At 71.2% G+C, this 23,813-nt stretch carries 19 protein-coding genes; 12 read left to right on the forward strand and 7 right to left on the reverse strand.

From position 1 onward, the window contains the following. Positions 1-73: 73 nt before the first annotated feature. From ACFXPK_RS28330 to ACFXPK_RS28360, 7 genes are all read right to left on the reverse strand, one after another. A complete protein-coding gene (locus tag ACFXPK_RS28330) occupies positions 74-988 on the reverse strand; it encodes an SDR family oxidoreductase (protein WP_385079888.1) in 915 nt (304 codons plus the stop codon). Positions 989-1,112: 124 nt separating this feature from the next. Further along, positions 1,113-2,189 (reverse strand): rhamnogalacturonan acetylesterase, encoded by a 1,077-nt coding sequence (locus ACFXPK_RS28335; RefSeq protein WP_384993221.1) that lies wholly within the window; start codon positions 2,187-2,189, stop codon positions 1,113-1,115. Positions 2,190-2,208: 19 nt separating this feature from the next. Next, positions 2,209-4,968, reverse strand: a complete 2,760-nt coding sequence (locus ACFXPK_RS28340; RefSeq protein WP_385079891.1) for a Tat pathway signal sequence domain protein — start codon at positions 4,966-4,968, stop codon at positions 2,209-2,211. Between the two features lie 84 nt (positions 4,969-5,052). Then, positions 5,053-5,673, reverse strand: coding sequence for a hypothetical protein (locus ACFXPK_RS28345; RefSeq protein ID WP_385079894.1), 621 nt, complete (start codon positions 5,671-5,673; stop codon positions 5,053-5,055). A gap of 9 nt (positions 5,674-5,682) precedes the next feature. Further along, positions 5,683-6,612, reverse strand: a complete 930-nt coding sequence (locus ACFXPK_RS28350) for a carbohydrate ABC transporter permease (protein ID WP_385002797.1) — start codon at positions 6,610-6,612, stop codon at positions 5,683-5,685. Then, the gene (locus ACFXPK_RS28355; protein ID WP_385079898.1) at positions 6,609-7,607 is read right to left on the reverse strand and encodes a carbohydrate ABC transporter permease; all 999 of its coding nucleotides are present in this window, start codon (positions 7,605-7,607) and stop codon (positions 6,609-6,611) included. Before ACFXPK_RS28355 ends, ACFXPK_RS28350 begins: the two co-directional genes overlap by 4 nt. After that, positions 7,607-8,890 (reverse strand): ABC transporter substrate-binding protein, encoded by a 1,284-nt coding sequence (locus tag ACFXPK_RS28360; RefSeq protein WP_385079901.1) that lies wholly within the window; start codon positions 8,888-8,890, stop codon positions 7,607-7,609. Before ACFXPK_RS28360 ends, ACFXPK_RS28355 begins: the two co-directional genes overlap by 1 nt. A gap of 212 nt (positions 8,891-9,102) precedes the next feature. On the opposite strand from ACFXPK_RS28360, the gene ACFXPK_RS28365 reads away from it, so the two are divergent. From ACFXPK_RS28365 to ACFXPK_RS28420, 12 genes are all read left to right on the forward strand, one after another. Then, positions 9,103-9,759: a GntR family transcriptional regulator gene (locus tag ACFXPK_RS28365; protein ID WP_385079904.1), complete on the forward strand. Its 657-nt coding sequence runs from the start codon at positions 9,103-9,105 to the stop codon at positions 9,757-9,759. Next, entirely contained in the window at positions 9,746-10,657 is a 912-nt protein-coding gene (locus ACFXPK_RS28370; protein WP_385002808.1) for a dihydrodipicolinate synthase family protein, read from the forward strand. Before ACFXPK_RS28365 ends, ACFXPK_RS28370 begins: the two co-directional genes overlap by 14 nt. Beyond that, positions 10,654-12,459 (forward strand): L-arabinonate dehydratase, encoded by a 1,806-nt coding sequence (araD, locus tag ACFXPK_RS28375; protein WP_385079906.1) that lies wholly within the window; start codon positions 10,654-10,656, stop codon positions 12,457-12,459. The genes ACFXPK_RS28370 and araD overlap by 4 nt, the downstream gene beginning before the upstream one ends. Before the next feature lie 107 nt (positions 12,460-12,566). Continuing rightward, positions 12,567-13,520 carry a carbohydrate ABC transporter permease gene (locus ACFXPK_RS28380; RefSeq protein ID WP_385002814.1) on the forward strand — a complete coding sequence of 318 codons (954 nt, stop codon included), beginning with the start codon at positions 12,567-12,569 and terminating at the stop codon, positions 13,518-13,520. After that, the gene (locus ACFXPK_RS28385) at positions 13,517-14,422 is read left to right on the forward strand and encodes a carbohydrate ABC transporter permease (RefSeq protein WP_385002817.1); all 906 of its coding nucleotides are present in this window, start codon (positions 13,517-13,519) and stop codon (positions 14,420-14,422) included. The genes ACFXPK_RS28380 and ACFXPK_RS28385 overlap by 4 nt, the downstream gene beginning before the upstream one ends. Next, the gene (locus ACFXPK_RS28390; protein WP_385079909.1) at positions 14,419-15,639 is read left to right on the forward strand and encodes a Gfo/Idh/MocA family protein; all 1,221 of its coding nucleotides are present in this window, start codon (positions 14,419-14,421) and stop codon (positions 15,637-15,639) included. The genes ACFXPK_RS28385 and ACFXPK_RS28390 overlap by 4 nt, the downstream gene beginning before the upstream one ends. Continuing rightward, positions 15,636-16,511: a PmoA family protein gene (locus ACFXPK_RS28395; RefSeq protein WP_385002822.1), complete on the forward strand. Its 876-nt coding sequence runs from the start codon at positions 15,636-15,638 to the stop codon at positions 16,509-16,511. Before ACFXPK_RS28390 ends, ACFXPK_RS28395 begins: the two co-directional genes overlap by 4 nt. Then, on the forward strand, positions 16,508-18,055 hold the full coding sequence (locus ACFXPK_RS28400; protein WP_385002825.1) for a family 43 glycosylhydrolase: 1,548 nt from the start codon (positions 16,508-16,510) through the stop codon (positions 18,053-18,055). The genes ACFXPK_RS28395 and ACFXPK_RS28400 overlap by 4 nt, the downstream gene beginning before the upstream one ends. A gap of 109 nt (positions 18,056-18,164) precedes the next feature. Continuing rightward, positions 18,165-20,177, forward strand: a complete 2,013-nt coding sequence (locus ACFXPK_RS28405) for a pectinesterase family protein (RefSeq protein WP_385079912.1) — start codon at positions 18,165-18,167, stop codon at positions 20,175-20,177. Positions 20,178-20,237: 60 nt separating this feature from the next. Next, positions 20,238-21,575 carry an ABC transporter substrate-binding protein gene (locus tag ACFXPK_RS28410; protein ID WP_385079915.1) on the forward strand — a complete coding sequence of 446 codons (1,338 nt, stop codon included), beginning with the start codon at positions 20,238-20,240 and terminating at the stop codon, positions 21,573-21,575. 142 nt (positions 21,576-21,717) lie between these two features. Beyond that, on the forward strand, positions 21,718-22,563 hold the full coding sequence (locus tag ACFXPK_RS28415) for a rhamnogalacturonan acetylesterase (RefSeq protein WP_385079918.1): 846 nt from the start codon (positions 21,718-21,720) through the stop codon (positions 22,561-22,563). Positions 22,564-22,622: 59 nt separating this feature from the next. Then, positions 22,623-23,813 (forward strand): polysaccharide lyase family 1 protein (locus tag ACFXPK_RS28420; RefSeq protein WP_385079920.1); only part of this gene is annotated, 1,191 nt, incomplete at its 3' end.

Consider the following 23,813-nt stretch of genomic DNA (forward strand, 5'->3'; position numbering starts at 1 on the left):
GCACGGCCCACCGCACCGTCGCCCCCCACAGCCGACCCCGGGGCCGACCTCACCGCCGGCCCCGGGGATCCGCTCAGCGGTATCCGCTCGCGTCGGCGGGCTGGTCGGCGTCCTGCACCTCGACGAGGTAGCGCCAGGCGTCCGGCCGGCTGCCGTCGAGGTCCGTGAAGCCGTACTCCCGCGCGAGCCCGCCGCTCGACAGCGACTGCCCGTTCCACCGGCTCACCCGGGGGTCCGCCGCCAGCGCGGCCACGGCCCGCCCCACGTAGCGCGGGCTCTCCGAGATGCAGAAGTGCGGTTCGCGCTCCAGGGCGTCGCGCCACGCCGCCTCGGCCACCCCGAACTGGTCCAGCATGATCTCCGAACGCATCCACCCGGGCGTCAGGGCCACCGCCGTACCGCCGCGTGATCCCAGCTCGTGGCCGAGCGCGAAGGCCATCCGCAGGACCGCGGCCTTGGCGATGTCGTAGAAGAAGGAGTTCCGGTAGGTGTCGCGGTTGTACTCGGCGGTGCCGTCGGTCATCTCGACCACCAGGCCGCATCCGGAGCGCAGCAGCAGGGGCAGCGCGTGGTGGCTGGTGATCGCGTGGGTCTCCACCGCGAGCCGGAGCAGCCGCAGCCCGTTGTCGAGGTCGTGCTCCCAGACGGGCACCTCCCACTCGAAGAGGTTCTCGCCGCCCCAGATGTCGTTGACGAGCAGGTCGAGCCGGCCCTGTTCGGCCGCGATCCGGTCCACCAGCGCGCGGACCTGCACCGGCTCCAGATGGTCGGTCGGGACGGCGATGCCGTGGCCGCCCGCCTCGGTGACGAGGTCGGCGGTGTCCTCGACGGTCTCGGGGCGGTCGTACTCCGAGCGTTGCTTCCGGGTGCTGCGGCCGGTCACGTAGACCGTGGCGCCCGCCGCGCCGAGTTCCACCGCGATGCCGCGTCCGGCCCCCCGGGTCGCTCCCGCGACGAGTGCGACCTTGCCGTCCAGCGTTGCTGACATGTGTGTCCTTCCGTGTCCACGTACCACCGTCGTGCCGACGCCCGAGGCAGCGGCGTCACCACGATGATGGCGCGGATACCCGACACCTTCTGTCGGGTATCCGCGCGGACCCGCGGGCGGGCCGTCAGCGCACCACCCGGTCCGGGATCAGCCGCAGCGCGCGCAGCTCCCCGAGGACCAGGGCGGCGAACTCCGTCGCTCCCCTGACCGAGGTGTGCGTGTTGTCGCGTTTCTCGTCGTGGAGGAAGAGCGCCTTGGACGCCTCGGGGCCCAGCTCCTCCACCCGGTGCTTGGTGAGCGCCGTGAGGTCGACGAGGGGGATCCGCCGGTCCCTCGCGAGCGCGCGCATCTCGGCGGGGAGGTCGACGCCCAGGCCGTTCACGTTGAGGGCGGTGCCGTTGTCGAGGGTCCCGTCGGCGTTGAACCAGCGGCGGACGATCGGGGTGACCAGGACGGGCCGGCCGCCGCGTGCCCGTACCCGGTCGGTCATCTCCGTGAGGTTGGCCCGGTAGACGTCGGCCGGGGTCTGTTTGTCGTTGTGCGCGAGCTGGACCAGGACCAGGTCGCCGCGGCCCACCCGGGCCTCGACCGCGGGGAAGAGCGCGGGCGTGTCCAGGAAGGACTGCGAACCCTCCCCCGAATCGGCGTAGTTGGCGACCGCGATGCCACCGCGGAGGTACTGCGGGAGCTGCTGGCCCCATCCGGTGTACGGTTCGCCCGCCTGGTCGCAGACGGTCGAGTCACCGGCCAGCAGGAGCTGGGGCGTCCGGGGCGCCGGGGTGACCCGGAGCCCCGCCAGGAGGGGCGCCGCGCCGTCGAAGCGCAGGTCGAGTCCGGGGCTGCCGCCGGGTCCCGTGGGTTCGCCCTCGGGTTCGCGTACGTCGACGGTAAAGCCCCGCCGTACGGTCCGCCCCGCCGCGGTCGCCGTCCCGGCCAGCATCGTACGGCGGGTCTCCGCCGAGACCCCGGTGGAGCCCGCGGTGGCGCCGCCGAGCAGCGCCGACACCGCGTACGTACCCGGTGGGACGTCGAAGTGGCAGACCACCGGGGAGGTGCCCGCGCACCCGGCGGGCAGGCGTGGCGGGCGGGCCTGCGCGGGGGACGACAGGGCCGTCGCCACGGTGAGGGCCGCCAGCGCCACCGCTCCGGTGTGCCGGGCGAGGGCCCGGCGTCTCTTTCCCCGTGCGCGTTCCGTGTCCATGGTGTCCCTCTCCCCTCGGCTACTTCTTCGGGATGCTGTCGCCCACCAGGGCCAGGTTCTGGATCGCCGCCAGCCCGAAGAGGGCCGTCTCGTTGCTGTTGATCCGCAGGTTCTCCCAGCCCGGTTCGAGCACGTCCGGGCCCTCGATGCGCTTCTTGTCCCAGACCATCGCCGAGGTGTACGCGTCGCTGTCGTAGAACTTCTGCCAGGCGCGCGCCGCCAGTCGCGCGTCGCCCGACCGGGCCGCCGCGTAGGCGTCCTGACGCGAGTGGCCCTGGAAGAGGAGCAGGCTGCCGAAGTCGGAGCCGTACCGTTCGCGCTGTTCGGCCTTGGTCGCGTTGAAGTAGCGGCAGTAGTCCAGCCAGGCGTCCTCGAACTCCGGCAGGTCGATGAGGGCGATCAGCTCCGCGCACATCTCGACCAGCCCGAACATCGCGGAGAGGTGGGAGACGCTGACCACGGGTGTGGCGGCGACCGCGAACTTCCCGGTGTCCAGGTCGTAGAGGCCCGAGCCCTGCACGAAGCCGTTGGGCTGCGCGGCGATCGTCGACATGGTGGAGCGCAGCCGTGCCTCGGCCTTGGCGGCCTGCGGGCCCCGGCGCTCCCACTCCGTGAGCCAGCCCGCCGCGAGCCCGCTCCAGTCGGTGCCGAAGCCGATCGACAGGGCGTTGCGGTCGGGCTCGTACGGTTCGGTGCGGATCTTGCGGATGGGGTCGAGGACGAGGAAGGTCTCGTCGGAGTCGACCTGGGCGCGCATCAGGTCGCCGACCCGTTCGTCCGCCGTGAGGAAGTAGTACGGGCGGCGGTAGACGGCGGTGGAGATGCGCTGCTGCTTGGCGCTGTCCGCGTAGTGCTGGACGCCGTGGCGGGTGCCGAGGCCCGCCCACCGGCCGAGGTGGTAGACGTCGACCTCGCCGGTGTGCCGGGTCAGCGCCTCGGCGAAGCGGAAGATGTCGGAGCGGCCCGAGCGGAGATAGGCGTACCAGAGCCAGAGGTCGGGCGAGAGCTCGGAGTTGTCCCAGGCGTAGCCGCCGACGTCGTACCGCCACTGGTGGCGGTTCTCGTCGTAGCTGTGCATGAAGTCGCCGTAGTCCCAGAAGCCGTACCAGCGGCGCTGCTCGACCTGCTCCTGGTAGTACGTGAAGAGGAAGTCGAGCTGGTCCTCGATCTCCGCCTTCGCGGGATCCGAGCGGTCGACGGGGGCGAAGAGCCCGCCGAACACCCCGGCCCGGCTGAGGACTTCGGCGGTGGTCGCGAGCTGCGGCGGGGTGCGGACGGCCTGGGACTGGGCGACGAGTCCGGCGGCGGTGGGGGTGGCCGCGTTGGCCCAGAACATCAGCTCGCTGGTGCGGGCGATGCCGTACGGGGTGCCGAAGCCGGGCTCGTAGTCCTCGTACGTGATGTTGAGGCCCTCGATCTGTTCGGGGTAGGTGTCCTGGTCCATGCCGTCGTGGTAGAAGCGCAGGTCCATGGGGCGGGCCTCGGGCGACCAGAGCCAGAGGGTGACCTCGGCCTCGTCGCCCGCCGCGCCCCGGATGTCGAGCTGCGCGGGGTGCTTCTGCCAGAAGTCCCGCAGCCCGAAGGAGAGTCCGCCGCTCGCCCCGCCGACGTAACCGAAGCCGGACGCCCGGCCACCGCCGCCCGCCGTGATCCAGCCGTGGCCGGGCTTGGTGCGCTTGCGCAGGGTGAAGCCGTCGGCGGAGAGCTGGGAGAGCGTGTAGTCGCCCCAGGTGGGGATGTACCCGAGCCGGGTGGTGACCCGCTGGTCCCAGGTCGCCGGATCGGGCAGCTTCTCGCCCTTGACCTGCGCGGCCCGGACGGCGGCGCCCGGGTCACGGCGCAGCCCGGTGATGCCCTGGACGGCCTCGGTGAGGAAGCCCCTGCCCTCGCCGGCGACCCGGATGTGGCGGTCGTACGCGGCGTCGCGCATCGGCACGGAGAAGCGGACGCCGAGGCCGCGGATGAAGTCGCCCTTGGTGCGGCCCGGGGTCTGCTCGCCGTCGTAGGTGATGGTGTGGACCATACGGAAGGAGTCGGCGCCGGCGTAGAAGTAGAGCCGTACGCTGAAGGGCAGCAGGCGGCGACCGCCCCGGCGGTGGGTGCCGTCGATACGGACCACCGCCCTGACGGGCCCGTCCTGTTCCACCTCGGCGGCGCCGGTCTCGCCGTCGAACCGCTCCCACTTGGCGCTGCCGGCGTCGCTCTCGTCGAGTTCGCCCTGGCGCAGCAGTACGAGCCGGCCGTCGGTGGCGATCCGGGTGGTGCCCCGGGTCAGGGACTCGACGAGCTGGTCGCCGTCGCGGCGGATGACGGCCTTGACGACACCGGTGTCGACGGTGATCTTCCGCCGGGTCTCGGTGACGGTGACCTTCCGCGCCGGGGCGGCGGGCGGGCCCGCGGTGAGGGTGAAGCGGTCGGCGGCGGCGACGGTGCCCGTGGACCCGATGCCCACGGCGTGGGCCGTCCATTTGAGGGAGCCGTCGGGCCAGTAGGCGGTGGGCCAGGTCTGTACGGGGACCGCCTCGCCGTCCGTGGTGGCCAGGGCGAACGCCGTACCGGCGGGGTGGGCGCCGCGCGGCCACGGCACACCGAAGGTGGAGCCGGGCGCGGCACCGGGTCCCTCGTCCTCCAGCCAGCGGACCGTGACGGGGGCGTCGGCCGCGGCGGCGGAGGCGGAGGCCGCGTGGGCCTGCTTCCCGCCGAGCGCCCAACTGAACCGGGTGGCCGCGCCCGCGACGGCGGCGGCCTGGAGCAGGGACCTGCGGGGGATCGGTGACATGGGCAGTCCTTCCTCGGAATTTACATGCACATGACATATGCGCGACGCGCGCCGGCGCCGGGCGGGCGCGGGTGCGCCGCGGCGTCAGCCGGTACGGTGGCGGCGCTCCACGGCCAGCGCCGCGGCCGTCACCACGCCGAGCGCGGGCGCCGCCAGCGGCGTCGCGAACCACGCCGAGGCCGGTACCACGGCGAGACCGCAGACCAGCAGCAGCGACCCGGCGGGGTCGGCGAGGGTCCGGCGGGCCGCCGCGCGCAGCAGGGCCCGCCAGGACGCTCCGGGCCGCCAGCACGCGGCGGCGCGCAGTCCGGCGACGCACACACCGAGGAAGGCGAGCACCCCGACCGTGCCCGCGAAGGCGCCGCCGGGCAGCCCGGCGCGTACGACGGTGAGGTCCGCCCACAGCAGCCAGAGGGCGGCCCAGCCGGCCGCCGCGACGAGCCAGCCGCGCCGGACGGCGGAGCGCAGATCCGCCAGGAACTCCCGCCGGGTGGCGGGCTCGTGGTCCAGCACCCGGCGCAGATGCCCGGCGCCGGCGGCGAACGCCGCGGGGAAGGTGAGCAGCGGCAGCGAGGCCAGCGCGATCCACACACCGGTGAGCAGGGCCTCGGCGAAGACGGTGAACGCCCGCAGGAGGCGGGAGTCCTGGCGGGCCGTACGGCGCCGCTCGGCCCGCTCCTCGGCGAGGTGGACACTCTGGCTCATCGCAGCGGCTCAGCCCTTCAGTCCGGAGGTCGCCATGCCGTCGATCAGATAGCGCTGGAACGCCAGGAAGAAGAGCAGCACGGGCAGCAGGGCGATGAGCGACATCGCGATCATGCCGCCGTAGTTGGCGACCCCGTCCTGGTCCACGAACATCTTCAGCCCGAGCGAAACGGTGTACTTCTCGGGCTCGTTGAGATAGATCAGCGGGCCCATGAAGTCGTTCCAGGCGTTGATGAAGGTGAAGATGGCGCTGGTGATCAGGGCGGGCCGGCACAGCGGCAGCACGATCGACCAGTAGATCCGCGCGTGTCCACAGCCGTCCAGCCGCGCCGCCTCGTCCAGTTCCTTCGGCAGGTTCCGCATGAACTGCATCATCAGGAAGACGAAGAAGGCGTCCGTGGCCAGATACTTGCCCAGCAGCAACGGCGTGTAGGTGTTGATGAGTTCGAGCTTCTGGAAGAGCACGTACTGCGGGATCAGCAGCACGTGGTACGGCAGCAGCAGCGTCCCGATCATGAGCGCGAAGAGCAGATTGCGCCCCGCGAACCGGATCCGGGCGAAGGCGTACGCCGCCAGCGAGCACGAGATCAGCACCCCGGCCACCGAACCCAGCGCCAGCACCGTCGAGTTGACGAAGAACGTGGAGATCGGGATGTCGGCGATGCCGTCGGCGAGCCGGGTGTAGTTCTCGGTGATGGGGTCCACCGGGAAGAGGTCCAGGCTCCCCACGATCTGGTCGTTCGGCTTGAACGAACCGCCGATCACCCAGACCACCGGGTACAGGACGACCGCGAGGACGGCCAGCGAGCCGAGATGCCAGGCCAGCGAGCCGGCGCCGCGGCGGCGGAAGGCCGTCCGCGCCGCGGCCACCGGGTCGGGACGCGGTCCGGACGCCGGTACGGGCGGCCCCGGGGCCGGGCGCGTACGCGGTGTGCTCATCGGGCCGCCTCCTCGTAGTGCACCCAGTGTTTCTGGGACCGGAACAGCACCGCGGTCACCAGTCCGACCGCGAGCAGCAGCATCCAGGCCATGGCCGAGGCCATCCCCATCCGGCTGTTCTCGAAGCCCTGGATGTAGAGGTAACAGGTGTAGACGAGCGTGCCGTCGGCCGGTCCGCAGGTGCCGCCCGCGCCGCCGAGGATGTAGGCGGAGCCGAAGATCTGGAACGAGTGGATCGTCTCCAGCAGGACGTTGAAGAAGAGCACCGGCGAGATCATCGGCAGGGTGATGTTCCAGAACCGGCGCAGCGGTCCCGCGCCGTCGACCTCCGCCGCCTCGTGGAGCGAGACCGGCACCTGCTTCAGTCCGGCGAGGAAGATCACCATGGGCGCGCCGAACTGCCAGACGGTGAGCGCCACCAGGCTGTACACGATCATGTCGGGGTCGCCGACCCAGCCGCCCGCCGACAGGCCGAAGAGCCGCTGGCCCCGGTCGACCACGGCGTCGTCCGAGAAGATCGCCCGCCAGACGATGGCGATGGAGACGCTCGCCCCGATCAGGGACGGGGCGTAGAACGCGGCCCGGTAGAAGCCCTGTCCGCGGCGTTTCTGGCTGAGCAGCAGGGCGACCCCGAGCGCCGCCGCCAGTTTGAGCGGGGTGCCGACGACCACGTACCAGAGCGTGAGGGAGACCGAGTGGCGCCAGCGGGCGTCCCCGAACATCTCGGTGAAGTTGTCGAGCCCGATCCACCGGGGGGCGTCGAAGAGGTTGTAGTCGGTGAAGGCGAAGTAGAGCGAGGCGATCATCGGCCCCGCGGTGAGGATCAGGAAGCCCGCGATCCAGGGGGACATGAAGAGCAGGCCGGCCAGGTTCTCCCGGCGGCCCCGCCGTCCGGCGGCGGGGGGTCCGGGGCGGTGCCGGCCGGCCAGGGGGGACGCGCCCGGGGTACGGGGCTCCGCCGCGGCGGCCTCCTCGCTCACCGCCGTGGGTCCCATCAGGCGCCGAGCGCCGTGTTCGACTCGGTGAAGAACTGCTTCACCGCGTCGTCCACCGGCCGCTTGCCCAGGGCGAGTTCCTCGGCGATCCGCAGGAAGGCCGACTCGGCGACATCCGCGCCGGCCGGGTGCGGGGTGATGGGCTCCAGCACACCGGTGTCGACGAGCTGCTGCTCGTACGCGGCGATCTGCCGGTTCACCTCGTCGGTGGGTTTGAACGCCTCGTACTGCGCGGTGGTCGTGGGGACCCCCCGGTCGTAGCCCATGATCTTGGCGACCTCCGGCTCGTGCACCATGAAGTCGATGAACTGGGCCACTTCCTTGGGGTGCTTGGTCCGCCGGGAGCCGCTCAGCATCAGCGAGCCGAGGTACTGGCCGGTCTTCTTCCCGTCGGTCGTGGGGATCGGGGCGAGGCCGTAGGCGCTCTTGCCCTCGGCGGTGTAGCGGACCGTGAAGTTGTCCCAGGTGAACTCCCCGGCGGCGAGTTCGGCGGCCACCGCGGACTTGGGCTTGATCTGCGCGATCTTCTTCGGGTCGGTGTAGACGCCCGACTTCACCCCGTCGTACGCCTTGGTCCACCACTGGGTGAGGTCGGTCTCGGTGAACCCGAGCCCGTCGGCGGTGAAGAACGCCTTGCCGTTCTGGCGGAGGTAGAGGTCGTAGAGGTACATGACGCCGTACATCCCGCTGTCGCCCGCCATGCCCTGGGTGTCGCGGATCCTGCGCATCGCGGCGTCGAAGTCGTCCCAGGTCCACCCCGGCTTCGGGGCGACGCCCGCCTTCTCGTACACCTTCTCGTCGATGACCAGCGCCATGGAGTTGCTGCCGACCGGCACTCCGAGGAGCTTGCCGTCGACCTCGCCGAAGCCGGCCAGACCGGCCCGGAAGCCGTCCATGCTGAGGTTGCCCGCCGACACCTGCTGCTTCAGGTCGAGCAGCACGTTCTTCTGGTCGTACTTGCGCAGGAAGCCGACGGCGTTCTGGAAGACGTCGGGCGGATTGCCGCCGGAGGCTTGGGTGTTGAACTTCTTCCAGAAGTCCAGATAGGGCTGGAAGTCCGTCTTGACCTTGATCTTCGGGTACTTCTCCTCGAAGAGCGCGATCGTCCTGTTGATGCGCTTCGCACGGTCCTCGGATCCCCACCAGGCGTACCGGATGGTGACGTTCCCACCGCTCGATCCACTTCCGGAGCCACAACCCGCCGCGGTCAGGCCGAGTGCGGCCAGTGAGCCACCCGCGATCTTGAGCAGGCCGCGTCTGTCGACGCTCCCCGACGTAGGCATAGCTCGCCCCTCACTCCGAATTGAATCGTTTTAGGTAAGCGCTTGCCGCTAGAAATTAAGGACCTGAGAGCCGTACGTCAATGGTTCGGACGACATCTGTCGAAGCGCTTTCTTCTTCCGTCGGAAGCATTGACGAAACATGAAACACCCCTCTAGCTTCATCGCGTCGTACTTCGTACGTCATATATGAGACGCGAGATCTGAGAGCGCCCATGGCCTTCGCCCCGAGTCCGATCCCCTCCCGCACCCAGTACGTCCAGGAAGCGATCAAGCACGCCATCCTCACCGGCGGGCTCAGTCCAGGTCAGGCCCTGGTAGAGACCGAACTGGCCGCGCGGTTCGGGGTGTCGAAGACACCGGTGCGGGAAGCGCTCAAGACCCTGGCCGGCACCGGTCTGGTCGTCATGAGCCAGTACAAGGGCGCCACCGTCCGCACGGTCGACGCCGCGATGGCCCACGAGGTCTACGACGTACGGCTGCTCCTGGAACCGGCGGCGCTCCGGCGCTCCCTGGGCCGGGGCGCCTCGCTGGAGCCCGCGCGGGAGGCCCTGCTCCGCGCCGACGGCGCCGCCGACCAGGCCGAACGCTCCCTGGCCAACCGGGAGTTCCACCGCTCGCTCTATCTGCCCTGCGGCAATCCGCTGCTGGCCAGGATGCTCGACGAGGTGCGCGACCAGGCCGCCCTCGTCTCCACGGTGGCCTGGGCCGCCGTCCCGTCCTGGGAGCGGGAGGCGGGCGAGCACCGCGAGATCCTGCGGCTCGCCCTCGCCGGTGACATCGACGGCGCGGCCGGCGCCCTCCACGACCACATCGCCTCGTTCCTGCACCGGGCGTTCCCCGAAGGAGAGACCACGCATGAAGAGCCCTGATCTCACATCGTCGCGGGACGCGCTCGCCGATGTCGTGGCGATCCCCGTGACCCCGTTCACCGCCGAGGGCACCGTCGACACGGTGGCGCACCGCGCCCTGCTCCGCCGGCTGCTCGACGGCGGCGTCCGTACCCTCACCCCGAACGGCAACACCGGCGAGTACTACGCACTCGGCCCCGACGAGCGCCGCGCCGTCACGGAGCTGACCGTCGAGGAGGCCGCGGGCGAGGCCGCGATCCTCGTCGGCATCGGTCTCGACGTGCCCACCGCCGTGGCCGCGGCCCGACACGCGCGCGCCGTGGGCGCCGGGATGGTGATGGTCCACCAGCCCGTCCACCCCTATGTCTCGCAGGACGGCTGGATCGACTACCACCGCGCGATCGCCGACGCCGTACCGGAGCTGGGCGTCGTCCCGTACATCCGCAATCCGCTGCTCGGCGGCGAGACCCTGGCCAGACTCGGGGAGCTGTGCCCCAATGTCATCGGCGCCAAGTACGCGGTGCCGGACGCCGCGCGGTTCGCCGCCTTCGCCCGCGACGCGGGTCTGGAGCGCTTCGTGTGGGTCGCGGGCCTCGCCGAGCTGTACGCCCCCTCCTACTTCGCGGGCGGCGCGACCGGCTTCACCTCCGGTCTGGTCAATGTCGCCCCCGCCGTCTCGCTGGGGATGCTGGAGGCGCTGCGCGCCGGGGACTACGCGGGCGCCATGAAGGTCTGGGAGCAGATCAGGCCCTTCGAGGAGCTGCGGGCCGCGCGCCAGTCCGCCGACAACGTGACGGTGGTCAAGGAGGCGCTGGCCGCGCTCGGACTGTGCCGGCGCGACATCCGCCCGCCGAGCCGGGCGCTGCCCGAGGAGCAGCGGTCGGCGGTCGCGTCCCTGGTCGCGGGGTGGGCGATATGACCCGCGCCCCCCGGCCCACGGCCGGAGAGACGGCCGCGGAGACGGCTGCGGAGACGGCTGCGGAGACGGCCGGGGAGGAAACCGCCGTGCGCCCCGAGGAGTTGCGCAGCCACCAGTGGTGGGGGACGGACGGGCTCCGCTCGTTCAGCCACCGCGCCCGCACCCGCCAGCTCGGCTACCTCCCCGAGGAGCATCTGGGCAAGCCGGTCGTCGCGATCCTCAACACCTGGTCGGACATCAACCCGTGCCATGTCCATCTGCGGGACCGCGCCCAGGCGGTGAAGCGCGGGGTGTGGCAGGCGGGCGGTTTCCCGCTGGAGTTCCCCGTCTCGACGCTCTCCGAGACGTTCCAGAAGCCGACGCCGATGCTCTACCGCAACATGCTCGCGATGGAGACGGAGGAGCTGCTGCGCTCGTACCCCGTCGACGGCGCGGTGCTGCTGGGCGGCTGCGACAAGTCGACGCCCGCGCTGCTGATGGGCGCGGCGAGTGTGGATCTGCCGGCCGTGTTCGTCCCGGCCGGGCCGATGCTGCCGGGGCACTGGCGCGACGAGGTCCTCGGCTCCGGCACGGACATGTGGAAGTACTGGGACGACAAGCGGGCCGGGCTGATCGGCGACGCCGAGATGGCGGAGCTGGAGAACGGTCTCGCCCGCTCCCCCGGCACCTGTATGACGATGGGCACCGCCTCCACCCTGGCCGCCGCCGCCGAGGCGCTCGGGGTGACGATGCCGGGGGCGTCCTCGATCCCGGCCGTCGACTCCGGGCACGACCGGATGGCCGCCGCCGCCGGGCGGCGGATCGTCGAGCTGGTCGGCAGCGGACTGCGGCTGTCGAAGCTGCTGACCCGGGAGGCGTACGAGGACGCGGTCGCCACGGTGCTCGCGCTGGGCGGCTCCACCAACGCGGTGATCCATCTCATCGCGATGGCGGGCCGCTCGGGACTGCGGCTCACCCTCGACGACTTCGACCGGATCGCCAGGACCGTCCCGGTGCTCGCGAACCTCCGGCCGGGCGGCCAGTACCTGATGGAGGACTTCCACTTCGCGGGCGGACTGCCCGCGTTCCTGAGCCGGCTCACCGATGTGCTGCACCTGGACCGGCCGACCGTCGCCCACACCACACTGCGGGAACAGCTCGCGGGTGCGCTCGTCCACAATCCGGAGGTGATCCGCCCCCGGGAGAAGCCGCTCGCGTCCGAGGGCGGGGTGGCGGTGCTGCGAGGCAATCTCTGCCCCGACGGCGCCGTCATCAAACACATCGCCGCCGAGCCGGAACTCCTCGAACACACCGGCCCCGCCGTGGTCTTCGACGACTACCGCACCATGCAGCGCACCATCAACGACCCGGCGCTCGCGATCACCCCCGACCATGTGCTGGTGCTGCGCAACTCCGGGCCCAAGGGCGGCCCCGGGATGCCCGAGTACGGGATGCTGCCGATCCCCGACTACCTGCTCAAGCAGGGCGTACGGGACATGGTGCGGCTCTCCGACGCCCGGATGAGCGGCACGAGTTACGGCGCGTGTGTGCTGCACATCGCGCCCGAGTCGTACGTCGGCGGGCCGCTCGCCCTGGTCCGCTCCGGCGACCTCATCACCCTCGACGTCGCGGCCCGCAGCCTCCATCTGCACGTGGACGACGAGGAGCTGGCGCGGCGCCGGGCCGGATGGACCGCGCCCGAGCCCCGCTACCAGCGCGGTTACGGCGCCCTCTACGACGAGCAGATCACGCAGGCCGACACCGGCTGCGACTTCGCCTTCCTCGCCAGGCCGGGCGAGGTGCCCGACCCGTACGTCGGCTGAGGATCCGCCACCACGTCGCCCCGCGCGACCCTCCCCGCACACCGCCGGGCCCGCTCCGCCGGACCCGGTCTGCGAAGCGCTTCACCCACCGAACGGAGAAGCAAGTCATGGCCTCTGCTGTGGCGCAGGACTCAGGGGCGCCGCCCCAGGCCCCCCGGCCCCGTAAGCCGGTACGCCGTACCGGAGCGACACCACGCCGCCTCCCCTATCTGCTGATCGCCCCCGCCGGGCTGCTGATGGTGGGCTTCATCGCCTATCCGATGCTCAGCGTCTTCTACTACAGCCTCCAGAACTACAACGCCACCAAGCCGTGGCGGAACGGTTTCGCGGGGTTCGACAACTTCCGGCGGATCTTCACCGACGACCCGCTGTTCTGGGACAGCCTGATCTTCAGCGGCAAGTGGGTCGTCACCGAGGTCAGCCTGCAACTGGCCTTCGGCCTGGTGCTGGCGCTGCTGGTCAACCAGACGTTCCTGGGCCGGGCCGCGGCCCGCGCCCTGGTCTTCTCGCCGTGGGCGGTCTCCGGCGTCCTGACCACCACCATCTGGCTGCTGCTCTACAACCCCTCGACCGGCGTGGGGCGTTACCTCGCGGACGCGGGCATCGGCGAGTACGGCTCCTCCGTGCTCTCCGACACCGGCACCGTCTTCTGGGCGGCCGTGCTCGCCGAACTCTGGCGCGGCGTACCGTTCTTCGCGATCCTCATCCTGGCGGACCTCCAGTCCATCCCGGGGGATCTGTACGAGGCCGCGTCGGTGGACGGAGCCAACCGGTTCCAGCAGTTCACACACATCACACTGCCCCACCTCAGGGACGCGATCATTCTCTCCACCCTGCTCAGGGCGGTGTGGGAGTTCAACAACGTGGACCTGCTGCTCACCCTCACCAAGGGCGGACCCGCCGGTGTCACCACCACACTGCCGCTGTACGTCGCGGTCACCGGGTTCGAGGCACACGACTTCGGCTACGCCACCGCGCTGACCACCGTCGCCTTCGCGATCCTCCTCTTCTGCTCGATTCTCTATCTGCGCCTGAGCAAGTTCGGAGGCGATCACAAGTGACCACCGCCCTCGCCGAGAAGGGGCTGAGCGACGTGTCCGCGGGGGACGGCCCCGTGCCGCCGCCGACGCGTCGCCGGCGCCGCGAGCGACGCTTCGACGAGGTCCCCCGGTGGCAGATCTATCTGCCGCTCGGCCTCTACCTCCTCTTCACCCTCGTGCCGTTCTACTGGATGGTGCTGTTCTCGCTGCGGCCCGCCGGGTCCACCTCGCTGGTGCCCTGGCCGATGACCTTCGACCACTTCGAGAAGGTCTGGAACGAGCGCAGCTTCTCCGTCTTCTTCCAGAACAGCGCGCTGATCGGCGTCTTCACCCTGATCTGTACGACGGGGGTCGCGCTGGCCGGCGGATACGCCCTGGCCCGCTTCGACTTCCGTATCAAGCAGGGCTTCATGCTGGCGCTGCTCTGCTCGCAGTTCATCCCGGGCGCGCTGATGCTGGTGCCGCTCTTCCAGATCTTCAAGAACCTCCAGCTCATCAACTCCCCCGTGAGCGTGGTCATCGCGGAGACGGTCTTCCAGCTCCCGCTCTCCATCATCCTGATCAGCGGCTTCATCAAGAACGTCCCGTACTCCCTGGAGGAGGCGGCGTGGGTGGACGGCTGCTCACGGCTCCAGGCGTTCCGGATCGTCGTGCTGCCGATGCTGCGGCCGGGTCTGATCGCCGTGGGTTCCTTCGCCTTCGTGCACAGCTGGAACCACTTCCTCTTCGCGCTGATGTTCCTGATGGAACAGGACAAGCAGACGATCCCGGTCGGTCTCTCCACCCTCATCGGCTCGGACAGTGTGGACTTCGGCGCGCTGGCCGCGGGCGGTGTGATCTCCGCCGTGCCGGTGGTCATCGTCTTCGCCTTCATCCAGAAGTGGCTGATCAGCGGCTTCAGCGCGGGGGCGGTGAAGGGATGAGCCACCCCGTCGCCCCGTCGCGGGGCCCGCTGCCCGTCGTCCTGGCCGGGGCGCGCGGTCACGGCCGTACCCACCTGGTCAACATCCGTCGGCTCGAACAGGCCGGTCTGGTACGGCTCGTGGGTATCTGCGAGCTGGAACCGCTGACCGAGGAGGAGCTGGCCGGCTTCGGTGCCCCCGAGCAGTCCGACGACTTCGCCGGGCTGCTGGAGCGGACGGGCGCGCGGATCGCCGTGCTGTGCACCCCCATCCACACGCACACCGAACTCGCGCTCGTCGCGGCCGACCACGGGGTGCACACCCTGCTGGAGAAGCCGACCACACCCTCGTACGGGGAGTACGAGCGGCTGCTCGCCGGGCTGGCCGGGCGGGGCACCGCCTGCCAGGTCGGTTTCCAGTCGCTCGGCTCGCACGCCCTCGACGCCATCGGCCGCCTCGTCGCCGACGGCGCGATCGGTACCGTACGCGGGATCGGCGCGGCCGGGGCGTGGGTGCGCGACGACGCGTACTACCGCCGGGTGCCCTGGGCCGGACGGCGCTCGCTGAACGGGCGGGACGTCGTGGACGGGGTCCTCACCAACCCGCTCGCGCACGCCGTGGCGACCGCGCTGCGCCTCGACGGCAGCGAACGGGCCGAGGACATCGCCGAGATCGAGCTGGAGCAGTTCCGGGCCAACGACATCGAGGCCGACGACACGAGCTGTCTGCGGGTACGGACCGCCCGGGGCACCCGGATCACGGTCGCCGTCACGCTCTGCGCGGAGCGGGCCGGGGAGCCGTACGTCGTGGTGCACGGCAGCCAGGGCCGGATCACCTTCTGGTACAAGGAGGACCGGGTCCTGGTGGAGCGCGCGGACGGCGGCGCGGACAGCGGTACGGGCGGGGACACCAACGGCTCCGCGGACCGGTCCGGGACCGTCCACGGCCGTACGGATCTGCTGGAGAACCTGGTCGCGCACCTGCGGGACGGTACGGAACTGCTCGTGCCCGCGCCGCGCACCGGCGCCTTCATGCGGATCGTCGAGGCCATCAGGACCGGCCCGCTGCCCGCGCCGCTGCCGCCCGGCACCTGGTACGTCGAACCGGGCGGGAAGGCACCGCGCCGGGTCGTCAAGGGCATCGACGCGCTGGTCGCGGCGAGCGCGGACACCCTCTCGACCTTTTCCGAACTGGGCGCGGACTGGGCCGCGCCGCCGACGGAGGTGCACCCCCGATGAGCGAGCCACAGGTCTCCCGGGCCCCGGCGGTCACCACACTGCGGTGCGACGCCCGCCCGGTGGCCGGGTACCACCACCGTCCCGCGGCGCTGCCCGCGGCGCTCGCGCCGCGCCCGTACCTGCATCCCGTACGGACCCTCGGCGGTGTCACCGTCACCGAGCTGCGCCCCGCGGACCACGCACACCACCTCGGGGTGTCGATGGCCGTACCGGACGTGTCCGGTGTCAACTTCTGGGGCGGGCGTACCTACGTACGCGACCAGGGTCCGGTGGCGCTCGACAACCACGGCGCGCAGGAACACACCGGCTGGCTGCTGCGCGACCCGGACGGCTGTGTGCAGGAGCTGTCCTGGACGCGGGAAGGGCGTGAACTCCTCAAGGAGCGGCGCACGATCAGTGTGCTGGCGCTCTCCGCGGGGGCCTGGGCGCTCGACTTCACCTCGGCGCTGACCAATGTGTCCGGCGGGGACCTCTCGTTCGGCAGCCCGGCCACCAACGGGCGGCCGGGTGCGGGGTACGGCGGCTTCTTCTGGCGCGCCCCGAAGGGGGACGCCGCCGATCCGGAGCCCGAGGTGTTCACCCGGACCGCGACCGGGGAGGCGGCGGTGCACGGGACCACCGCGGAGTGGCTGGCGCTCGCCGGACGGGAGTGGACGCTGGTCTTCGCCGGGGCCAACGAGGAGACCCGGCAGGACCCCTGGTTCGTCCGCACCGGCCAGTACCCCGGGGTGGGTTCCTCGCTGGCCTGGGGCCGGCGGCTGCCGCTGGCCGCGGGCGGCAGCCTCTCGCGGCGGATCGTCACGGTCGTCGCGGACGGCCGGCTCGGCCATCAGGACGCGGCGGCCCTGGCCCGCAAGGCGGTGGCGGCATGAACCGGCCGTGGACCGCCGACCTCGGCGACGGGACGTACCGCAACCCGGTACTGGCCTCCGACTGGTCCGACCCGGACGCGATCCGGGTCGGGGACGACTACTACCTCACCGCCTCCAGCTTCGGCCGGGTGCCGGGACTGCCGCTGCTGCACTCCCGCGATCTCGTCAACTGGACTTTGGTGGGGCATGCGTTGGAGCGGCTGGAGCCCGCCGAGGCGTTCGCCGCGCCCCGGCACGACTGCGGGGTGTGGGCGCCCGCGCTCCGGCACCACGACGGCCGGTTCTGGATCTTCTGGGGCGACCCGGACCATGGCGTCTTCCAGGTCAACGCCCCTGACATCACCGGACCTTGGAGCGCGCCGTACCTGCTGAAGGCGGGCAAGGGGCTGATCGACGCCTGCCCGCTGTGGGACGAGGAGACCGGCGAGGCGTATCTGGTGCACGCCTGGGCCAAGTCCCGGTCGGGGGTGAAGAACCGGCTGACCGGACACCGGATGAGCCCCGACGGACGGGAACTGCTCGACGAGGGCAGGACGGTGGTGGACGGGGATCTGCTGCCCGGCTGGTTCACCCTGGAGGGGCCCAAGCTCCACCTGCGCGACGGCTGGTTCTGGATCCTGGCGCCCGCCGGGGGCGTTGCCACCGGCTGGCAAGGGGCCTTCCGCGCACGGGAGTTCTTCGGACCGTACGAGGAGAGGATCGTCCTCGCCCAGGGGCGTACGGAGATCAACGGACCGCATCAGGGCGCCTGGGTGACGGGCGCCACCGGCGACGACGACTGGTTCCTGCACTTCCAGGAGCGCGGCGCGTACGGACGGGTCGTCCACCTCCAGCCGCTGCGCTGGGGCGACGACGGCTGGCCGGTCGTCGGGGCCGGCGGTGAGCCCGTCGCCGTCCACCCGAAGCCCGCCGTCCCCGCGCATGTGCCGCCGCCGGCGGTACGGGCGCCCGCCTCCGACGACGACTTCCCCGGCGGCCACCACGGACCGCAGTGGCAGTGGACGGCGAACCCGCGCCCCGGCCGGACGCTCCCGCACGACGGTGACGGACTGCGGCTGGCCTGTCTGCGGACGGCGGACGCGCACGATCCGCGCCTGCTCCCCGGCGTGCTGGTGCAGCGGCTGCCCGCCGAGACGTTCACCGTGACCGTCGCGCTCCGTCTGGAGTCCGCCGGGTCCGGCGCGAAAGCCGGTCTGGTCGTGCTCGGTGACGCCTTCTCCTGGATCGGTCTCGAACGCGGTACGGACGGCTCGGTGGCCCTGGTGCACCGCTTCGCCGAGACGGGCGCACCGCGTGAACGGGACGCCGCCGCCCCGCGCCCGGCGCCCGGGGCGCGCGCCACGCTGCGGATCGAGGTCGGCCCCGGCGCGCGGTGCCGGTTCGCCGCCGACACGGGGGACGGCTTCCGCCCCTCGGGGCAGGTCTTCGCGGCCACGCCCTGGCGCTGGGTGGGCGCGCTGCTGGGGCTGTTCGCCACGGCGCCCGCCGACGGGGAGGGACCGGCCGGGACAGCCGTCTTCTCCACGTTCCGCACGACCGCCTAGGACCACCCGCACACCCCGCACCCCGCACGTCCCGCACAGCCGCCCAGGACCACCCGCACATCCCGCACGTTCCGCCTTCCGACGCACGCCCGTGAGGAGAGAGCCGCACATGACGCACCGCCGCAAGCGCTTTCGCACCGGGGCAGCCGCCTTCGCGTCCGCCCTGCTCACCCTGTTCGCGGGGGTCGTCGCGGCCCCCGCCGTCGCGGCGCCCGCCGCCGTCTCCGGTGCGCCCTCCCCCGACGCCTCCGGCCGGGTCCAGGACCGCGTCTCCGACGAGCCGCACGGCTTCGCCTCCCTCGCGGGCTCCACCACGGGCGGGCGGGGCGGCCGGGTCGTCACCGTACGGACCCAGGCCGACCTGGTCCGCTACGCGGGCGCGGCCGAGCCGTACGTCATCCGGGTCGCCGGGGCGATCGAGGTCGAGCCGTTCGGCTCGGAGGTCGTCGTCGCCTCCGACAAGACGATCATCGGGGTCGGGACGGCCGGTGAGATCGTCCACGGGGAGCTGCATCTGCGGCCCGGCACCCACAACGTGATCATCCGGAACCTCACCATCAGGGACTCGTACGTCGAGGGCGACTGGGACGGCAAGACCCAGGACTTCGACGGCATCCAGATGGACTCCGTCCACCATGTCTGGATCGACCACAACCGGTTCACGCGCATGGGGGACGGACTGCTCGACATCCGCAAGGACAGCGAGTACATCACCGTCTCGTACAACCGCTTCGACGACCACAACAAGGCGTTCGGGATCGGCTGGACCGAGAACGCGAAGACCCAGATCACCATCGACCACAACTGGTTCAGCGGGACGAAGCAGCGCAACCCGTCCGCCGACAACTGCGCCTACGCCCATCTCTACAACAACTACCTCTCGGCGCAGGTCGCCGACGGCGATCCGGTGTGGAGTTACGGCAACTGGGCGCGCGGCCGGACGAAGATGGTGATCGAGAACAGCTTCTACCAGGACGTCCAGCACCCCTACCAGGCCGACGCCACCGCCGAGTTGGTGCAGCGCGGCTCGATCCTCCGGGGCACGACGGGCCGCCGGGACGCGTGGGGCACCGCCTTCCGGCCGCGCGACTTCTACCCCTACCGGCTGGACCCGGCGGCGGCCGTGCCCGCGCTGGTGAAGAAGTACGCGGGGCCGCGGGCGTCGCTCGGCAAGGACACCGTGCTCGACGTGCCGGCCGCCTACCGGACCGTGCAGTCGGCGGTGGACGCCGTCCCCGCGGGCAACGACGGCCGGATCACCGTGGCGATCGCTCCCGGTACCTACCGGGAGCAGGTCAGGGTGCCCGCGACCAAGCCCCTGCTGGACTTCCGGGGCACGGGGAGCGACCGGTCGAAGACGGTGATCGTCTACGACACCCCCAACGAGTACGGCGGTTCGAGCGGCAGCGCCACGGTGCTGATCGCCGCCGACGACGTCACCGCCCGCAACCTGACCTTCGTCAACGACTTCGACGAGGCGGCCCACGAGCTGAACAGCGAGCAGGCGCTGGCGATGAAGACGACCGGCGACCGGATCGTCTTCGAGAACACCGCCTTCCTGGGCAACCAGGACACCCTGATGACGGACAGCCCCCAACTGACCCGGATCAGCCGGGTCTACCTCCGTGACAGTTATATCGAGGGCGATGTCGACTTCATCTACGGACGGGCCACCACCGTCATCGAACGCTCCCTGATCCGGGCGCTCAGCCGGGGCTCCGCCACCAACAACGGCTATGTCACGGCCCCTTCGACGTGGAAGGGCAACCCGTACGGCTTCCTCATCACCCGCAGCCGGATCGTCAGCGACGCCCCCGCCGACTCCTTCCACCTCGGCCGCCCCTGGCATCCGGGCGGCGAGCCGGACGCGATCGGGCAGGTGCTGATCCGGGAGACCGAACTGCCCGCGGCGATCAAGTCCTCGCCGTGGACGGACATGAGCGGCTTCCCGTGGAAGGAAGCACGCTTCGGCGAGTACCGCACCTACGGTCCCGGAGCGGCCGTCACACCGGACCGTCCGCAGATGACGGACGCCGACGCGGCCCGCCACCAGGTCGCCGACTATCTCGCGGGGCAGGACGGCTGGGCGCCGCACCGGACCCCGCTGCCGACGCGGCACTGAACTCCACCCTCCACCTACACCCTCCACCCTCCACTCAAAGACGAGAGAGAAGAGCCTGACATGAGGAACCCCATGGCATCCGGCGGCAGAGGAAGGACCTCCGCCGCCGTGGCCCTGACCGCCGTACTCGCCCTGACGGCGACGGCGTGCGGCGACGACGGCAGCGGCAGCGGCCACGAGGGCTCGGGCAAGGGTGAGATCACCCTCTGGGACAACAACACCGGTGAGCGCAGGGACATCTGGGCCCAGATCATCAAGGACTTCGAGTCGCAGAACCCGGACATCAAGATCAAGTACGTCGGGATCCCGATCGACCAGGTCCAGGCGAAGTACGACACGGCGATCGACGGCGGCGGGCTCCCCGACGTCGGCGGGGTGGGTACGGCGTACCTCTCCAACCTGGTGGTCCGCGACGTCCTGGACCCGGTCGACCAGCGCATCGACGACGGCCCGCTCAAGGGCAAGCTCGTCCCGGCCCTGGTGGACAGTGTCAAGGCGGCGGGCGGCCGGGACGGCATGTACTCCGTACCGACGTCCACCAACAACGGCACCCTCTGGTACCGCACGGACCTGTTCTCGGCCGCCGGCCTCGAACCGCCCACCACCTGGGAGACGTTCTACAAGGCGGCGGAGAAGCTGACCGACGCCGGCAAGAACCAGTTCGGTTACACGATCCGGGGCGGCGCGGGGTCCATCGCGCCGGCGATGGACGCGATGTACGGGCAGTCCGGCATCACGTCCTTCTGGAACGGCGACAAGACCACGGTCAACGACCCCAAGAACGTGGCCGCGCTGGAGAAGTACGTCGCCCTGTACAAGAAGGTGACGCCGTCGGCCGACGTCAACAACGACTTCATCAAGATGGTCGCGCAGTGGGACAACGGCTCCATCGGGATGCTGACCCACAACCTGGCCTCGTACCAGGACCACGTGAAGGCGCTCGGCAACGAGAAGTTCAAGGGGCTGCCCTACCCGGCGCAGGAGGACGGCACCCGCGTCCAGGTCTCCAACCCGGTGGACGGTCTCGGACTCTTCAAGAGCAGCAAGAACAAGGCGGCGGCCTGGAAGTTCATCGAGTTCGCCGCCTCCCACAAGTCCAACAGCGCGTGGAACGCGTCGGCGGGCTCCATCCCGGCCAACACCGACGCGGCCGACGACGCCTGGATCAAGGACGCCGCACCGACCTCCACCGCGATGAAGGCGCTCAGCGACGGTTCGACCAAGCTCGTCAACCTGCCGTACTACCTGCCCGACTGGAACACCATCAGCAAGAGCGGCAACGAGCCGAACTTCCAGAAGGTGCTGCTCGGCGACATGTCGCCGAAGGAGTTCGCCGACAAGATCGCCAAGGAGCTGAACGACGCCCAGGCGGAGTGGAAGGAGCAGGGCAAGAACTGAACCCCGGCCGCTGAGCCGGCCGCCGGTCCGGCGGTGGGGCGCGTTCGCCCAGCAGAGCCCCGCCGCCGGCCGCCTCCCCCTCTTCTGCACGGATCTTCTGCACGGATCTTCCGCACCGAACAGGAAAGCGAGGCACACCGTCATGCCGATCTCCCGGAGACAGGCCGCGGCGGCTCTCTCCGCCCTCCCCCTGGCGGCGCTCCCCCGGACCGCCGCCGCGGCGCCTTCGACGGCCGGGGCGCCCGGCACCCCGCGCCCGGCCCGCGCCCGGACCCTCTACCTCGCGGGCGACTCCACGGCCGCGGACAAGTACCGCGCCGCCGCCCCCGAGAGCGGCTGGGGCACGGCGCTCCCGTTCTTCCTCGGAAAGCACCTCACGGTCGCCAACCACGCGGTCAACGGCCGCAGTTCGAAGAGCTTCCTGGACGAGGGGCGGCTGACACCGATCCTCGGGGCGCTGCGCCCCGGCGATCTGCTCCTCGTCCAGTTCGGGCACAACGACGAGAAGGACACCGACCCCACCCGCTACACCGAGCCCTGGTCCACCTACCAGGAGTGCCTGCGGCGTTATGTGACCGGCGCGAGGGAGGCCGGGGCGCGGCCCGTTCTGCTCACCTCGGTGGAGCGCCGCAGATTCGACGCGGCGGGCAACTCCGTACCCACGCACGGCGATTACCCGGCGGCGATGCGCGCGCTGGCGGCGGCCGAGCGGGTGCCGCTGCTGGACCTCCAGGCCGCGACGCTGGCGCTGTGGCAGCGGCTCGGCGTGGCGCGGTCGCAGACGTACTTCAACTGGCTCGCCCCGGGCGAGTCCCCGAACTACCCCGACGGGGTCGCGGACAACACCCACTTCCGGCCGCGCGGCGCCATCGAAGTGGCCCGGCTGGTGGCCCTGGCGCTGCGGGACGAACGGGTGCTGGCCCCCCGGGAGTTGCGCCGGCCCGGTGCGGAGATCCCCGAGTCCCGGCTCACCTGGCTCGACGACTGACCCCGCCCCTCCCCACCCCCCACGTGTACGGACATGTCACCGACCGAGGAGAAGCAGTGATGCGCACCTTTGGACGTCATGCACGGCTCGCCGCCACCGCCGTGGTGTGCGGTACGACCCTGGCCCTGGCCACCCTCGCCGCCCCGGCGCAGGCCGGTACGGGCACGGCGGGCGGAGCGGCCGGCCGCTCCGCCGAGCGCGCGGCGCTCGCCCCGGGCGACGGCTGGGCCTCCACCGGCTCCGGCACCACCGGCGGCCGGGCCGCCGACGCCGAGCATGTCTACACCGTCACCACCTGGGCCCAGTTCAGAGCGGCGCTGGCGAAGGCCGCCGGCGCCCCGTCGATCATCCGCGTCAAGGGCACCCTCGACGCGCTCTCCGACGAGCAGGGCAACACCCGCACCTGCGCGGACTACGCGGCCCCCGGCTACTCCTTCGACCAGTACCTCGCCGACTACGATCCGGCGGTCTGGGGGTACGAGAACCCGGTGAGCGGGGAACAGGAGGATCTGCGGGCCGCGTCCGCCAAGCGGCAGTCCGCGCAGATCATGGCGTACGTACCGGCCGACACGACCGTGATCGGCATCGGCGGGGACGCCCGGATCCTCGGCGGCAGCCTCCAGGTCAGGAACGTCGACAACGTCATCGTCCGCAATCTGACCTTCGAGGACACCTACGACTGCTTCCCGCAGTGGGACCCGACCGACGGCGACGTCGGCGAGTGGAACTCCGAGTACGACAACATGGTGGTGTACGGGACCACACGGGTCTGGGTGGATCACAACACCTTCACCGACGGCCGCCACCCCGACAGCGAGCAGCCCCGCTACTTCGGCCGGCTGTACCAGCAGCACGACGGGGAGCTGGACATCGTCCGGGGCGCCGACCTGGTCACCGTCTCGTGGAACGTCTTCGCGGACCACGACAAGACCATGCTGATCGGCAACAGTGACGGCGCGGCGGCCACCGACCGGGGCAAGCTCAGGGTCACCCTGCACCACAACCAGTTCAAGAACGTCAAGGAGCGGGCGCCCCGGGTCCGCTTCGGCCAGGTGGACACGTACAACAACCACTACGTCGCCCAGGAGGCGGACGGCTACGGCTACTCCTTCGGGATCGGCTTCGAGTCCCGACTGGTCGCGGAGAAGAACGCGTTCACGCTGGCGGCGGGGGTGAACCGGGCGAAGATCCTGAAGAAGTGGAGCGAGGCGCCGGTCACCACCGCCGACAACTACGTCAACGGCCGGCCG

The organism is Streptomyces sp. NPDC059142 (assembly GCF_042755665.1).
Lineage (GTDB): Bacteria > Actinomycetota > Actinomycetes > Streptomycetales > Streptomycetaceae > Streptomyces.

Excerpts from the sequence above, each read along its gene's own strand:
- ACFXPK_RS28330 (WP_385079888.1), bottom strand. The coding sequence starts at position 988 with ATGTCAGCAACGCTGGACGGCAAGGTCGCACTCGTCGCGGGAGCGACC.
- ACFXPK_RS28335 (WP_384993221.1), bottom strand. The coding sequence starts at position 2,189 with ATGGACACGGAACGCGCACGGGGAAAGAGACGCCGGGCCCTCGCCCGG.
- ACFXPK_RS28340 (WP_385079891.1), bottom strand. The coding sequence starts at position 4,968 with ATGTCACCGATCCCCCGCAGGTCCCTGCTCCAGGCCGCCGCCGTCGCG.
- ACFXPK_RS28345 (WP_385079894.1), bottom strand. The coding sequence starts at position 5,673 with ATGAGCCAGAGTGTCCACCTCGCCGAGGAGCGGGCCGAGCGGCGCCGT.
- ACFXPK_RS28350 (WP_385002797.1), bottom strand. The coding sequence starts at position 6,612 with ATGAGCACACCGCGTACGCGCCCGGCCCCGGGGCCGCCCGTACCGGCG.
- ACFXPK_RS28355 (WP_385079898.1), bottom strand. The coding sequence starts at position 7,607 with ATGGGACCCACGGCGGTGAGCGAGGAGGCCGCCGCGGCGGAGCCCCGT.
- ACFXPK_RS28360 (WP_385079901.1), bottom strand. The coding sequence starts at position 8,890 with ATGCCTACGTCGGGGAGCGTCGACAGACGCGGCCTGCTCAAGATCGCG.
- ACFXPK_RS28365 (WP_385079904.1), top strand. The coding sequence starts at position 9,103 with ATGGCCTTCGCCCCGAGTCCGATCCCCTCCCGCACCCAGTACGTCCAG.
- ACFXPK_RS28370 (WP_385002808.1), top strand. The coding sequence starts at position 9,746 with ATGAAGAGCCCTGATCTCACATCGTCGCGGGACGCGCTCGCCGATGTC.
- araD (WP_385079906.1), top strand. The coding sequence starts at position 10,654 with ATGACCCGCGCCCCCCGGCCCACGGCCGGAGAGACGGCCGCGGAGACG.
- ACFXPK_RS28380 (WP_385002814.1), top strand. The coding sequence starts at position 12,567 with ATGGCCTCTGCTGTGGCGCAGGACTCAGGGGCGCCGCCCCAGGCCCCC.
- ACFXPK_RS28390 (WP_385079909.1), top strand. The coding sequence starts at position 14,419 with ATGAGCCACCCCGTCGCCCCGTCGCGGGGCCCGCTGCCCGTCGTCCTG.
- ACFXPK_RS28395 (WP_385002822.1), top strand. The coding sequence starts at position 15,636 with ATGAGCGAGCCACAGGTCTCCCGGGCCCCGGCGGTCACCACACTGCGG.
- ACFXPK_RS28400 (WP_385002825.1), top strand. The coding sequence starts at position 16,508 with ATGAACCGGCCGTGGACCGCCGACCTCGGCGACGGGACGTACCGCAAC.
- ACFXPK_RS28405 (WP_385079912.1), top strand. The coding sequence starts at position 18,165 with ATGACGCACCGCCGCAAGCGCTTTCGCACCGGGGCAGCCGCCTTCGCG.
- ACFXPK_RS28410 (WP_385079915.1), top strand. The coding sequence starts at position 20,238 with ATGAGGAACCCCATGGCATCCGGCGGCAGAGGAAGGACCTCCGCCGCC.
- ACFXPK_RS28415 (WP_385079918.1), top strand. The coding sequence starts at position 21,718 with ATGCCGATCTCCCGGAGACAGGCCGCGGCGGCTCTCTCCGCCCTCCCC.